General features: G+C 70.9%; 13 protein-coding genes and 1 tRNA gene. 6 read left to right on the top strand and 8 right to left on the bottom strand.

Going from position 1 to position 13373, the window contains the following annotated elements; all coding sequences use genetic code 11:
- Positions 1-6: 6 nt before the first annotated feature.
- The 3 genes from LIX60_RS15490 to pknB all read left to right on the top strand — a co-directional run bounded on the left by LIX60_RS15490 (position 7) and on the right by pknB (position 5033).
- Positions 7-1404: an FtsW/RodA/SpoVE family cell cycle protein gene (locus tag LIX60_RS15490; protein WP_227958929.1), complete on the top strand. Its 1398-nt coding sequence runs from the start codon at positions 7-9 to the stop codon at positions 1402-1404.
- Positions 1401-2861 (top strand): penicillin-binding protein 2, encoded by a 1461-nt coding sequence (locus LIX60_RS15485; protein ID WP_227958928.1) that lies wholly within the window; start codon positions 1401-1403, stop codon positions 2859-2861. Before LIX60_RS15490 ends, LIX60_RS15485 begins: the two co-directional genes overlap by 4 nt.
- Before the next feature lie 168 nt (positions 2862-3029).
- Positions 3030-5033 (top strand): Stk1 family PASTA domain-containing Ser/Thr kinase, encoded by a 2004-nt coding sequence (pknB, locus tag LIX60_RS15480; RefSeq protein WP_227958927.1) that lies wholly within the window; start codon positions 3030-3032, stop codon positions 5031-5033.
- A gap of 150 nt (positions 5034-5183) precedes the next feature.
- Here the strand turns inward: pknB and LIX60_RS15475 are convergent, their stop codons facing one another.
- The 5 genes from LIX60_RS15475 to LIX60_RS15455 all read right to left on the bottom strand — a co-directional run bounded on the left by LIX60_RS15475 (position 5184) and on the right by LIX60_RS15455 (position 9205).
- Positions 5184-5912 (bottom strand): class E sortase, encoded by a 729-nt coding sequence (locus LIX60_RS15475; RefSeq protein WP_227958926.1) that lies wholly within the window; start codon positions 5910-5912, stop codon positions 5184-5186.
- 30 nt (positions 5913-5942) lie between these two features.
- Positions 5943-7481 carry a class E sortase gene (locus tag LIX60_RS15470; protein ID WP_227958925.1) on the bottom strand — a complete coding sequence of 513 codons (1539 nt, stop codon included), beginning with the start codon at positions 7479-7481 and terminating at the stop codon, positions 5943-5945.
- A complete protein-coding gene (locus tag LIX60_RS15465) occupies positions 7478-8131 on the bottom strand; it encodes an aminodeoxychorismate/anthranilate synthase component II (protein ID WP_227958924.1) in 654 nt (217 codons plus the stop codon). Before LIX60_RS15465 ends, LIX60_RS15470 begins: the two co-directional genes overlap by 4 nt.
- On the bottom strand, positions 8128-8325 hold the full coding sequence (locus LIX60_RS15460; protein WP_227962988.1) for a hypothetical protein: 198 nt from the start codon (positions 8323-8325) through the stop codon (positions 8128-8130). The genes LIX60_RS15465 and LIX60_RS15460 overlap by 4 nt, the downstream gene beginning before the upstream one ends.
- 94 nt (positions 8326-8419) lie before the next feature.
- Positions 8420-9205: a DUF881 domain-containing protein gene (locus tag LIX60_RS15455; RefSeq protein ID WP_125623275.1), complete on the bottom strand. Its 786-nt coding sequence runs from the start codon at positions 9203-9205 to the stop codon at positions 8420-8422.
- 149 nt (positions 9206-9354) lie between these two features.
- Here LIX60_RS15455 and crgA point away from each other — a divergent pair, with 149 nt between their 5' ends.
- Positions 9355-9609: a cell division protein CrgA gene (gene crgA / locus LIX60_RS15450; RefSeq protein ID WP_019707360.1), complete on the top strand. Its 255-nt coding sequence runs from the start codon at positions 9355-9357 to the stop codon at positions 9607-9609.
- A gap of 278 nt (positions 9610-9887) precedes the next feature.
- Here the strand turns inward: crgA and LIX60_RS15445 are convergent, their stop codons facing one another.
- Positions 9888-10787: a rhomboid family intramembrane serine protease gene (locus tag LIX60_RS15445; RefSeq protein ID WP_227958922.1), complete on the bottom strand. Its 900-nt coding sequence runs from the start codon at positions 10785-10787 to the stop codon at positions 9888-9890.
- A 208-nt stretch (positions 10788-10995) separates the two neighbouring features.
- Complete coding sequence (locus LIX60_RS15440) at positions 10996-11529, bottom strand: peptidylprolyl isomerase (RefSeq protein WP_019707362.1); 534 nt, start codon at positions 11527-11529, stop codon at positions 10996-10998.
- A 229-nt stretch (positions 11530-11758) separates the two neighbouring features.
- Here LIX60_RS15440 and LIX60_RS15435 point away from each other — a divergent pair, with 229 nt between their 5' ends.
- A complete protein-coding gene (locus LIX60_RS15435; protein ID WP_227958921.1) occupies positions 11759-12505 on the top strand; it encodes a DUF5324 family protein in 747 nt (248 codons plus the stop codon).
- 75 nt (positions 12506-12580) lie between these two features.
- Here LIX60_RS15435 and LIX60_RS15430 read toward each other — a convergent pair.
- Positions 12581-12653: transfer RNA gene (locus tag LIX60_RS15430), tRNA-Ala, on the bottom strand.
- A 162-nt stretch (positions 12654-12815) separates the two neighbouring features.
- On the opposite strand from LIX60_RS15430, the gene LIX60_RS15425 reads away from it, so the two are divergent.
- Complete coding sequence (locus tag LIX60_RS15425; protein WP_039820343.1) at positions 12816-13367, top strand: DNA-binding protein; 552 nt, start codon at positions 12816-12818, stop codon at positions 13365-13367.
- Positions 13368-13373 lie beyond the last annotated feature (6 nt).

Raw genomic sequence — 13373 nt, 5'->3', positions numbered from 1 at the left:
CCAGCCATGAGCAGTTCAGCCAACACCACCACCATCGGGCCGATGGGCGCACCGAGCCGGCGCAACACCGAGCTGGCGCTGCTCGTCTTCGCCGTGCTCATCCCCGTCTTCGCCTACATCAACGTGGGCCTGGCGAAGGAGGGCACCGTCCCCGCGGGGGTCCTCGGCTACGCCGCGGGCCTCGGCCTGCTGGCGGGCATAGCCCACTTCATGGTGCGCAAGTTCGCGCCGTACGCCGACCCGCTGATGCTGCCGATCGCCACCCTCCTCAACGGCCTCGGCCTGGTGCTGATCTGGCGGCTCGACCTGGAGCCGAGCATCACCACCCCGCAGCTCGGCGGCGCGATGGCGCCCGGCCAGCTGATGTGGTCCACCCTCGGCGTCGCCCTCTTCCTCGGCGTGCTGTTCTTCCTCAAGGACCACCGGGTGCTCCAGCGCTACACCTACATCTCCATGGTGGTGGCGCTGATCCTGCTGATCCTGCCGATGTTCTTCCCGGCCCGCTTCGGCGCCCGGATCTGGATCACCATTCCGGGCGTCGGCTCGCTCCAGCCGGGCGAGTTCGCCAAGATCATCATCGCGGTCTTCTTCGCCGGCTACCTGATGGTCAAGCGGGACGCCCTCGCCCTCGCCAGCCGCCGCTTCATGGGCATGTACCTGCCCCGCGGCCGGGACCTCGGCCCGATCATCGTCATCTGGGCGCTCAGCCTGATGATCCTGATCTTCGAGACCGACCTCGGCACCTCGCTGCTCTTCTTCGGCCTCTTCGTGATCATGCTGTACGTGGCCACCGAGCGCACCAGCTGGGTCGTCTTCGGCCTGACCCTCAGCGCCGTGGGCGCCGTCGCCGTCGCCTCCTTCGCCTCCCACGTCCAGAGCCGGGTCCACAACTGGCTGAACCCGCTGGAGCTGCAGGACGGCGGGGTCACCGAGACCGCGCAGGCCATGTACACCTTCGGCGCGGGCGGCATCCTCGGCTCCGGTCTCGGCCAGGGCTACTCCCGCCTCATCGGCGGCATCGCCCCCAAGAGCGACTACATCCTGGCCACCGTGGGCGAGGAGCTGGGGCTCACCGGCGTCATGGCCGTCCTGGTGCTCTACGCCCTGCTGATCGAGCGCGGGATGCGCACCGCGCTCGCCGCCCGCGACCCCTTCGGCAAGCTGCTCGCCGTGGGCCTCGCCGGAGCCTTCGCCCTCCAGGTGTTCGTCGTCGCCGGCGGCGTCACCGGCCTCATCCCGCTGACCGGTATGACCCTGCCGTTCCTCGCCCAGGGCGGATCCTCCGTGATCGCCAACTGGGCGCTCGTGGCCATCCTGCTGAGAATCAGCGACACCGCCCGCCGCCCGGCCCCCGCCCCGGCACCGTCCACCGACGCCGAGATGACCCAGGTGGTCCGAACGTGAACAAGCCACTCCGCCGTGTAGCGATCTTCTGCGGCCTGCTGATACTGGCCCTGCTGGTCCGCGTCAACTGGGTGCAGTTCGTCCAGGCCGACGAACTGCAGAGCGACAAGCACAACCGCAGAGTCGCCATCGAGCGGTACAGCGTGCCGCGCGGCGACATCATCGTCGACGGCAAGGCCATCACCGGCTCCACCACCACCGACAGCGGCGACTTCAAGTACAAGCGCACATACAAGAACGGTGAGATGTGGGCGCCGGTCACCGGCTACGCCTCCCAGGTCTACGACGCCAACCAGCTCGAAAAGCTCTACGACGGCATCCTCACCGGCAACGACGACCGGCTGTTCTTCACCAACACGATCGACATGCTCACCGGCAAGGAGAAGACCGGCGGCCAGGTCGTCACCACGCTCAACGCCAAGGCGCAGAAGGCCGCGTTCGAGGGTCTGGGCGACAAGAAGGGCGCCGTGGCGGCGATCAACCCGTCCACCGGCGCGATCCTCGCCCTCGCCAGCGCCCCGAGCTACGACCCCTCCGACATCGCCGGCATGAGCGAGGAGGAGGGCGAGAACTACCAGAAGCTCCTCAAGGACCCGGACAAGCCGATGCACAACCGGGCACTGCGCGAGACCTTCTTCCCGGGCTCGACGTTCAAGGTGGTCACCGCAGCCGCGGCGCTCGAGCACGGTCTGATCGACGACATCGACGCCAAGACGGACACCCCCGACCCCTACATCCTCCCGAACACACAGACCGAGCTGAAGAACGACGGGCCCCACCCGACGTGTGAGAAGGGCTCCCTGCGGGAGGCCCTGCGGGTCTCCTGCAACACGGTCTTCGGCAAGATCGGCGCCGATCTCGGCCGGGACAAGCTGGTCGAGACGGCCAAGAAGTTCGGCTTCAACAACTCCGAGATCGACACCCCGGTCCGGGCCGGCCGCAGCAACGTCTCCACCGAGATGGACAAGCCGCAGACGGCGCTCTCCGCCATCGGCCAGTTCGAGACGGCGGCCACCCCGCTCCAGATGGCCATGGTCGCCGCGGCCGTCGCCAACGACGGCAAGCTGATGCAGCCGTACATGGTCGACGAGCTGCGGGCGCCGAACCTCAATGTGATCGAGCAGACGAGCCCCGAGGAGATGAGCCGGCCGCTCTCGCCGGAGAACGCGCAGAAGCTGCAGTCCGCGATGGAGACGGTGGTCGAGAAGGGCACCGGCACAGCGGCGCGGATCCCCGGGGTGACGGTCGGCGGCAAGACCGGTACCGCCCAGCGCGGTGTCGACAACAGCGAGAAGCCGTACGCCTGGTTCATCTCCTACGCGAAGACGGACGAGGGTTCCCCGGTCGCCGTGGCCGTCGTGGTCGAGGACTCCGACGCCGCCCGGGGCGACGTCAGCGGTGGCGGGCTGGCTGCTCCGATCGCGGAAGACGTCATGCGGGCCGTGCTGAAGAAGTGATCTCGGTCACCCCATGAAGCGATCCGCCCTTCTTGTCGTACCGGTCGTGTATCAGCTCGTCCTGACGCCCGGACCGCTTAAGACGCGCCGGGTACGGTATGCCCGGACAGCACACCGCCGGGCCCCATGTCGGTGCGGTCGGGAATGACGGAGAGGGCTGGAGAAGCTATGGAAGAGCCGCGTCGCCTCGGCGGCCGGTACGAGCTGGGCTCGGTGCTCGGCCGTGGTGGCATGGCCGAGGTGTACCTCGCCCACGACACCCGGCTCGGCCGTACCGTCGCTGTGAAGACCCTGCGGGTGGACCTCGCCCGCGACCCGTCGTTCCAGGCCCGGTTCCGCCGCGAGGCCCAGTCGGCCGCCTCCCTGAACCACCCGTCCATCGTCGCCGTGTACGACACGGGCGAGGACTACGTGGACGGCGTCTCCATCCCGTACATCGTGATGGAGTACGTCGACGGTTCCACGCTGCGGGAGCTGCTGCACTCCGGGCGGAAGCTGCTGCCCGAACGGTCACTGGAGATGACCATCGGGGTCCTCCAGGCGCTGGAGTACTCCCACCGGGCCGGCATCGTCCACCGCGACATCAAGCCCGCCAACGTCATGCTGACCCGCACCGGCCAGGTCAAGGTCATGGACTTCGGCATTGCCCGCGCCATGGGCGACTCCGGCATGACGATGACGCAGACCGCCGCCGTCATCGGCACCGCCCAGTACCTCTCCCCGGAGCAGGCGAAGGGCGAGCAGGTCGACGCCCGCTCCGACCTCTACTCCACCGGCTGTCTCCTCTACGAACTGCTCACGGTGCGGCCACCGTTCGTCGGCGACTCACCCGTGGCCGTGGCCTACCAGCACGTCCGTGAAGAGCCTCAGCCGCCGAGCACCTTCGATCCCGAGATCACGCCGGAGATGGACGCCATCGTCCTCAAGGCGCTCACGAAGGACCCGGACTACCGCTACCAGTCGGCCGACGAGATGCGCGCCGACATCGAGGCCGCCCTCGACGGCCAGCCCGTCGCCGCCACCGCCGCCATGGGTGCCGTCGGCTACGGCGCGGCCTACGGCGCCGACCAGCCCACCACCGCCCTCCCGGCCCAGGGCGCGGGCGGGCAGACGAGCATGCTGCCGCCGATGCGCGACGACGACGGCGGCTTCGGCTACGACGAGCGGCCCGACCGGCGCCGCGGCGCGGCCAAGAAGACCAACACCTCGACGATCCTGCTCGTCGTCGCGGGGCTGCTGGTCCTCATCGGCGCGATCTTCATCGGCCGGGAAATCTTCGGCAGCAGCCCCGACGACGACCGCCCCGTCCCGAACCTGATCGGCAAGTCCTACGAGGAGGCGGAGGAGCGCGTCCTCAACTCCGATCTGGAGATCGCCAAGGGCGGCAGCGAACCCTGCGAGAGTGGTGAGAAGGGCGACGTCATCAAGCAGTCGCCGGAGCCGGAGACCGAGGTGCCCAAGGGCGACACGGTCACCGTGACCGTCTGCTCCGGCCCGGAGAAGATCTCCGTCCCGGATGTCATCGGGGCCAAGTTCGACGAGGCCAAGTCCGATCTGGAGGACAAGGGCTTCGAGAACATCCAGCGCAAGGACGTGGTCTCCGAGCGCACCCCGGGCACGGTCATCGAGCAGTCCCCCAAGGCGGGCAGTGAGCGGGCGAAGGACGTGACCATCACCCTCTCCGTCGCCAAGGAGGCGGAGCAGTCCACCGTCCCGGATCTCACGGGCAAGCGGCCGGACGAGGCCAAGACGATCCTCGAGGGCGCCGGTCTGGTGCTGGGTGAGCAGAGCGAGGTCGAGTCGGACGCCGAGCCGGGCACCATCGTCTCGCAGAGCTTCCGGCCGGGCGAGCAGGTCGCGGCGGGCTCGACCGTCAACATCCAGATCGCCAAGGCCGCCGAGCAGTTCCCGATGCCGGATGTGAAGGGCCAGAGCGTCAAGGACGCCAAGAAGACCCTGCAGGACGCCGGGCTCACCATCGGCGGCTTCACCGGCCCGGACGACGACAAGGCCGTGGTGATCAACACCTCGCCGGCCGCGGGCGAACAGGTGAAGAAGGGCCAGGCCGTCACCCTGGTCACCATCGCCGCACCGGGCGGCAACGGCGGCGGTGACGGCGGGGACGGCGGCGGCTTCGGCGGATTCTTCGGCGGTGCCGGCGGCGACGACTAGCCCCGGGCTGCGGAACCGGCACTCCGCCTTCCGGCGGCCCGTTCCGTCACGCGGAAGTCCCCGGTACCCCTCGCGGGTGCCGGGGACTTCGTCATGAGCGGCCGGCGGGACGACGGACCGGCGTCCGGTGGTGTGCGGGCGCCCCCGCGGTCAGCGCAGTTCGGCCGGCGGGGTGCGGTCGGCGTCGACCTTCTCCGTGCGCTCCAGCTCGGCCCAGACGATGTAGCGGTAGTCCGAGGTGTAGACGGGGGTGCAGGTCGTCAGCGTCAGATAGCGGCCGGCCTTCGTCTTCCCCGACGCCTCGGGGACGTGGGCGAGCACGTCCACGTTGTACTTGGAGGTCTCCGGCAGCTTCTCGTAGACCCGGTACACGTACCAGGTGTCGCGGGTCTCGAAGACGACCGGATCGCCGTCCTGAAGCTTGTGGATGTTGTGGAACTTGGCGCCGTGGCCGTCGCGGTGTGCGGCGAGCGAGAAGTTGCCCTTCTTCTTCCACGGCATCGCGGCCTTCACCGGGTCCGTGTAGTAGCCGGCGACACCCGCGTTGAGCTCCTCGGTGTCGGTGCCCTCGGTGACGAGGATCGCGTCCTCCTCCATCGCCGGGACGTGCAGGAAGCCGATGCCGTCCCCGGTGTCGAGGGCGCCGGGGCCGCCCGCCCAGCGGTCCCGGATCTGCTCGCTCTTGCGGTCCGCCTCGCGGTCGGCCAGCACATTCGTCCACCACAGCGAGTAGACGACGAAGAGGGCCAGCACCAGCCCCGCGGTGATGAGCAGTTCGCCGAGCACGCCGACCACCGCCGCGATCCGCCCCCTCCGGCGCGGTCGGGCGGCGGGCCGCGGCGCCCCGGTCTGCTCGTCGTGTTCGGTCGTGGCTGCCACGGCGTCCCCGTTGTCCGTTCTGCTCGGTCCTCAGCCGACGAGCGCGTCGGGCTTGCCCTCGCTCCGCGGCCGTTCGTCGACCATCTTGCCCCAGACGATCATCCGGTACGTACTGGTGAACTCCGGGGTGCAGGTGGTGAGGGTGACATACCTGCCGGGTCCGGTGAAGCCCGACTGCTTCGGCACCGGGTCGATCACGCTGATGTTGGACGGCGGGGTCTGCGGGAGGATGCTCGCCATCGCGTAGATGTAGTAGGTGTCCCGCGTCTCGACGATGATCTCGTCGCCCGGCTTGAGCTTGTTGATGTAGCGGAACGGCTCGCCGTGGGTGTTGCGGTGCCCCGCCACCGCGAAGTTGCCCTTCTCGTCCCAGGGCATGGCCGTCTTCAGCTTGCCCTCGGCGTAGTGCCCGGCCATGCCGCGGTCGAGCACCTTGTGCTTGTCGATCCCCTCGGCGATCGGGACCTTCACGTCCAGCTTGGGGATGTACATGATCGCGAAGCCCTCGCCGGGCGAGAAGACGCCCGGGTCCCGGTTCTCGGTCTTCTCGCCGCCGCCCTTGTCCCACTCCTCCTGGAGGTTGCTGGCGGCGCCGCCGGCCTGCTGATTCGCCAGGACGTTCGTCCACCACAACTGGTAGGTGACGAACAGCAGCATCAGCACGCCGACCGTGATGAACGTCTCACCGAGCACCCGGCTGGCGATCACCCCGGGGCTGTCCTTGCGGGCCCGGGCCAGCCGGCGGGCCTCGACCCGGGAACACGGCGCCGCGGCGGCACCGGAGCCGGCCGGAGCCGTGGCAGCGGCTGCGGTCGCGGCCGCACCGCCGGCCGCGGCGGTTCCGGGACGGCGGGCACGGCGGCCGCTCCCGTGCCGCCGGCCGCCGCTCTGCGCGGCCTTGCGCCGGGCCGCCCGGCCGCCGGTGGCGGGGGTCCCGGTGGACGGGTCCGCGCGGCCGGCTCCGGTGTCCGTGGCCGGGATGTCGGCGATGCGCAGGGCCACCGTGGCCTCGTCCGCGGGTGGTTCCGGGGCGCGCAAGGTCACCGTGCGGTCGTCGCCGGGGGCCGCGGCGGGGCCGGGCGGAACCGCCGGGTCCGGTGCGGCGGGGGTCTCCGGGGCGCCGGAGACGGCCGCCAGCCCGGCGGTGAAGGGGCTGGGGCCCCGCCGGTGCGTCCGGGGCGCCTGAGCGTTCTCGTAGGGCTCCGCGGGGGCGTCTCCGTAGCCGCTGTGCACGGGGCCCGCCGGAGGCGCCAGGGGGTCCGCCACGGCCCGGAAGGCAGGGCTCCGGGGGTACGCCTCGGCCGGGAACTCCTCGTGCGGGCGGGCCGCCGGCGGTGCGTACGGGTCGTCGTACCCCCCGGAGTGGGCGGCCGCGGCGTGCGTCTCGCCGTAACCGGGCACGGTGCTTCCGCCGGGGCGGGCGTGCCGGGGGGAGCCGGGGAGGGGACCGTTCAGCGGGTCGGCCGGACCGCCGTCCGCCGGGAACGAGACGGGCTCGTCGTACGGCGGTGTCCCGCCGCCCTCGTACGGGGCGCGGGAGCTGTCCCGTTCGGGGCGGAGGGCGGTCACGCGGCGGCCTTGCCGACCACCGGCGCGAGACCCACCGACCGTTCCACCGCGCCGCCGTCCCCGCACTCGGCGAGCCAGTTCGCCAGCATCCGGTGCCCCCATTCGGTGAGGACCGACTCCGGATGGAACTGCACGCCCTCGACCGGGAGTTCGCGGTGGCGCAGCCCCATGGCGATGCCGCTCTCCGGGCCGTCCCCGCCCGTCCAGGCGGTGATCCGCAGCTCGGCGGGCACGGTGTCCCGCTCGACCGCGAGCGAGTGGTAGCGGGTGGCCGTGAACGGTGTGGGCAGGTCCCGGAAGACGCCCTCACCGCCGTGGTTCACGAGGGAGGTCTTGCCGTGCAGCAGCTCGGGGGCCCGCCCGACGACGCCGCCGAAGGCCACCGCCATGGACTGCATGCCCAGGCAGACGCCGAAGACCGGGACGCCGGTGTCCGCGCAGTGGCGCACCATGTCCACGCAGACGCCCGCCTCTTCGGGAGTGCCGGGGCCGGGGGAGAGCAGGACGCCGTCGAAGCCGTCCTGGGCGTGGCCGAGCTCCACCGCGTCGTTCCGGACCACCTCGCACTCGGCGCCGAGCTGGTAGAGGTACTGGACGAGGTTGAAGACGAAGCTGTCGTAGTTGTCCACGACGAGGATGCGCGCGCTCACCGGGAACCACCCCCGTTGTCGACCGTCACGTCGCCGAACGGCAGCAGCGGCTCCGCCCACGGGAAGACGTACTGGAACAGCACGAAGACGATCGCCAGCACGAGCACGAGCGAGAGCAGTGCCCGCACCCATGTGTTCCCCGGCAGCTGCCGCCAGATCCAGCCGTACATGCTGACCCTTTCCGATCGGTGCACCGACCAGAGTAAGGGGATCCGGGCCCCGGCCGGGGGTCGGCGGGGGAAAGCACCTCTTCCGGTTGACGCCGCGGGACCGCGGCCCCGCGGCGGATCACCTCTCCACCGGGGTCGCGTGCTGGAGGTCGACGGTGCCGGCGTGGCCGCGCAGGGTCACGGCGTCGTGCCGCTCCACCTCCCAGCCCAGGCCGTACGCGTCGACGTAGCGGAGGTAGTTCTCGATCGCCGGGGAGTCGTTGAGCGCCTGCTGGAGGGACCCGGTGTCACCGACCGCGGTGACCACGTACGGCGGCGAGTAGACCCGGCCCTGCAGGATCAGGGTGTTGCCGACGCAGCGGACCGCGCTGGTGGAGATGAGCCGCTGGTCCATGACGCGGATGCCCTTGGCGCCGCCCTGCCAGAGGGCGTTGACCACGGCCTGGAGGTCCTGCTGGTGGATGACGAGATCGTTGGGCTGGGGGTCGGGGGCGCCGGGGGTGCGGGCCGTGGCGTCCGGCGGGGCGTCGGTGAGGGTGACGGTCAAACCGGGGCCGCTGACCTTCTCGGTGCCGGCGGCCTTCTCCAGCGCGTCCAGCTTCCGGTCCTGGGCGTCGGTGCTGCCGTCGTCGCGCCGGGCCAGCCGGTCGATCTCGGCGCGCACGGCGGCGGACCGGTCGTCGAGCCGGGCGTTCTCCCGGCTGCGTTCCTGGATGAGATCGGAGAGTTCCAGCAGGGAGTCGTCGGTGCGGAGATTGGTACCCTGAGCGGTATTGAAACTGGTCCAGAACAGCAGGCCGGCCAGGGCGAAGATGCCTGCCGTGAGAAGCCGCACCGGATGCCATCCCGGCCTCCGGGGCGCGGGGAGGCGGGGTTCGGGGGCGGGATCCGCCGGATTGCTCACCGTACCCTTATCTCCTTCGAAGCCGCGGAAGCACTACGCTAACGGACGCGCCCGGGGGAGCAAGTGTCCCCGTCGCTCTCAACCGGCCGACAGCCCAGATCCCTGCGCGGCCGCACAGCGCATCGACAGGATCGACAGGAGAGTCTCTCGTGCCGAAGTCACGTATCCGCAAGAAGGCCGACTTCACGCCGCCGCCGGCGAAGCAGACCACCGTCAAGCTGTCGAGCGGCCGCAGCTGGGTGGCGCCGCTGATGCTGGCCCTGTTCCTGATCGGGCTGGCCTGGATCGTGGTGTTCTATGTGACCACCGGTGACATGCCGGTCAAGTCGCTCGGCAACTGGAACATCGTGGTGGGCTTCGGGTTCATCGCGGCGGGGTTCGTGGTCTCGACCCAGTGGAAGTAGCGGTCGGTGACCGTGCCGGTCAAGCTTTGCCCACACGTTGTCCACAGAGTTATCCACAGCGGGGGAAAAGATACTAAGAGCTGTGGATAACTCAGCCGGGCAGACCGCCGATACGACTGCCTCGTTGTCGTACAATCCGCAGTCCGGTCCGCAAAAGCGCAGGTCAACCTGGTGTTGACGGAGGGTGCCCGTCCTCCCGTCAACACTGTGCACAAGATCCCGCACCCGCTGTGGACAACGGCCGTCACGCTGCGGAAAACCCCCGGTCCGGGAGGCGCTCAGCCCAGAAGCTGCAGGGTCCGGACCCAGAGCACCACGGCGATCGCCAGCAGCACCGCCCCGCAGGTCAGCCACTGCACCAGCTCGCGCCGGCCTCGCGGGGCGTGCACCATGCCGAACGCCACCGCGGCGCCGACGACCAGACCGCCGATGTGCGCCTGCCAGGCGATGTTCGCCCAGGTGAAGGTGATGAAGAGGTTCAGCACCAGCAGGATGACCACCGGCCGCATGTCCTGGTTCATCCGCCGCAGCAGCACGACGGTGGCCCCCAGCAGTCCGAAGATCGCGCCGGAAGCGCCCAGCGACGGCTGGTTCTGGGCCGCGAGCAGATAGGACAGGGCGCTGCCGCCGAGCGCGGACAGCAGATAGAGCGCCAGATAGCGGACCCGGCCCAGGGCCGCCTCCAGCGGTCCTCCGAGCCACCACAGACCGAGCATGTTGAACGCGATGTGCATCGGCTGCTCGTGCAGGAACGCCGAGGTCAGCAGCCGGTACCACTCGCCGTCGGCGACGCCGACCACCTCGCCCGTACCGCGGTCCACGGCCAGGCCGAGCATGTCGAGGGAGTCGATGAACCGGTCCTGGATCACCAGGGCCGCGATCCAGACCGCCACATTGACGGCCAGCAGGACCTTCGTCACCAGCCGCGGATCGGCGGTCTGCACTCCGCCCGCGAGGGTCCGCGGCCGGTTGGCTCCGGGCGCGTGCCCCGTGCCCGAGCCGCTCCGCACGCAGTCCGGGCACTGGAAGCCGACCGAGGCACTGATCATGCAGTCCGGGCAGATGGGCCGCTCACAGCGGACACAGCTGATCCCGGTCTCACGGTCCGGATGCCGGTAGCAGCCGGGCAGACCGCCCTCGGCCGCGGGCCGTTCCGGGTTTCCCGGCGCCTGCTCCATCGATCCCCCTCGGTCCTGCGGGCCCTGCGGTCCTGCGTCGTACGGTGCGGCGGCCGTACACCTGACGGTCGTACGGGTGCCGCGGTTCCCCCTGCCCGTGCCGCGTGCGGCAGCGGGCGGCGGCCGGCCGCCGGCGGATCACCGGGACCGCCCCGGCCGGCGTTCGCGGACGGGCGGGGCGGTCCTCCGGCGGTCCGCCGGCCGGGGTTCAGCCCTCGCGGGTCTCCACGACGACCGACTCGATCACCACGTCCTGCGTCGGACGGTCGGTGCGCGGGTTGGTGGGGAGCGCCGCGATGGTGTCCACGACCTTCTGCCCCTCCGGGTTCGCGACCTCGCCGAAGATGGTGTGCTTGTTCGTCAGCCACGCGGTGGGCGAGACGGTGATGAAGAACTGCGAACCATTGGTGCCCGGGCCGGCGTTGGCCATGGCGAGCAGGTACGGACGGTCGAACGAGAGGTCGGGGTGGAACTCGTCCCCGAACTCGTAGCCCGGTCCGCCCGTGCCGTTGCCCAGCGGGTCCCCGCCCTGGATCATGAAGCCGCTGATGACCCGGTGGAAGACCGTGCCGTCGTAGAGGCGGTCGCTGGTCTTCTTGCCGGTCCGGGGGTGCGTCCACTCACGCTCGCCCCGGGCGAGCTCGACGAAGTTCTTGACCGTCTTCGGGGCGTGGTTCGGCAGCAGCCGTACCTCGATGTCTCCGTGGTTGGTCTTCAGGGTGGCGTAGAGCTGCTCGGCCACGATCTGCCTTCCGTAGTTCTCACTGACGCCCCCGATCCTCGCACGCCCGGCCCCGCGGCGACGAGCAACCACCGATCCGGCCGCCCGCCCGGCCCCACCCGGATGCGCGTCACCGCATGCCGTGCCCCGGCGCCACGGGCATGATCTCTCTTCGGGTGGATAGGCGAACTGCGTCCCTACTGGGGGATCCCCCAGGCACCCGTGTTCCACCACCGAGGAGGAGGATCCCGTGACACGCATCGACAGCGTGCGCGCCGCGACCGACACCGCGAAGGAGAGCGTGCTGCACGCAGCGGAGGTGGTGGCGCCGTACGCCGGCACGGCCAGGCACCAGGCCGCGCACTACGCGCACGAGGCACGGGCCAAGCTGGCGCCGAAGGTGTCGCAGGCTGCGCAGCAGGCCCGCACCACCGCCCGCGCGCAGTACGGCGCGCTGCAGCCCCGGATCGAGCTGGCCCGCGGCCAGCTGCCGCCCAAGGTCGACCTGGCGGCGCAGAAGGCGGTGGTCCGGGCGCGGGAGACCGCCCGCCAGGCCGCCGACTACGCCGTGCCGAGGGTCGAGCACGCCCTGGCCGACGCCATCGCCGCGGCCGAGCCCGCCCGCGCCGAGGCCGCCGCGCGCAGTGCGGCCGCGGTGGCCGCGATCCGCGGGCAGGTCACCTCCGCGGAGATCCAGAAGCTGGTGAGGAAGCGCGAGCGCCGCGCCCGCAACGGCCGGGCGGCGAAGCGGCTGCTGATCCTGGGCGCCCTGGCGGGCGCCGCCGTCGCCGCCTGGAAGTGGTGGGACAAGCAGGCCAACCCCGACTGGCTGGTCGAGCCGCCCGCCGCGACCGAACTCGGCGAGGGGGCGCCCCTGGCGTCCGTGGACGGCACCGAGCAGGCCGAGCTGGACGCGGAGCTCCGGTCACACCAGACCGGCGTCCCCGAGGGGGGAGCGGAGAGCGGCGGCGCTACGGAAAGCGACGAAAAGCGCTGAACCGGTACCCGCGCGAGCGGCCGGGAACAGCGGAACGGCGGGAGACCAGTGGTCTCCCGCCGTTCGTCGTGCGCGTGGAGCCTAGGGGAGTCGAACCCCTGACATCTGCCATGCAAAGACAGCGCTCTACCAACTGAGCTAAGGCCCCGGGCCGGTGAATCCCCGTCGCGCGCGGGCGCGCTCCGGTGTCCGCCGCAGACAAGAGTACCGGGTCCGCGGAGTGATCCCGGCAAAGGACGGGGACTCCCGATCCCCCGTCACGCTCCGTAGGATGGCGGCGCGAGGTTCGCAGCAGCGAAGGGGAGTCGCCATGGAAGCAGCACAGCAGGAAGCCACCGCCAGAGCCCGCGAGATGCAGCGGAGCTGGTACGGGGAACCGCTGGGGGCGCTCTTCCGGCGGCTCATCGACGATCTGGGGCTCAACCAGGCCCGGCTCGCCGCTGTGCTGGGACTCTCGGCCCCCATGCTGTCGCAGCTCATGAGCGGCCAGCGGGCGAAGATCGGCAACCCGGCCGTCGTGCAGCGCGTGCAGGCGCTGCAGGAACTGGCCGCGCAGGTCGCGGGCGGCAGCGTCAGCGCCGCCGAGGCCGCGGAGCGCATGGAGGAGATCAAACGGAGCTCGGGCGGCTCGGTGCTCACCCCCACCGGCTCGCAGACGACCTCCAGTTCGGGCGCGCCCACCGTGCGCCGGGTGGTGCGCGAGATCCAGTCGCTGCTGCGTTCCGTCGCCGCCGCCGGGGACATCATCGAGGCCGCCGAGGCGCTCGCACCCTCCCAGCCCGAACTGGCGGAGTTCCTCCGGGTGTACGGTGCCGGGCGGACCGCGGAAGCGGTCGCCCACTACGAGGCGCACCAGAGCTGACCGGAC

Source organism: Streptomyces sp. S07_1.15, from assembly GCF_020739505.1.
GTDB lineage: Bacteria > Actinomycetota > Actinomycetes > Streptomycetales > Streptomycetaceae > Streptomyces > Streptomyces xinghaiensis.
The sequence above is the reverse complement of the archived record's forward strand: the minus strand, read 5'-3'. Positions and strand labels throughout refer to the sequence as shown.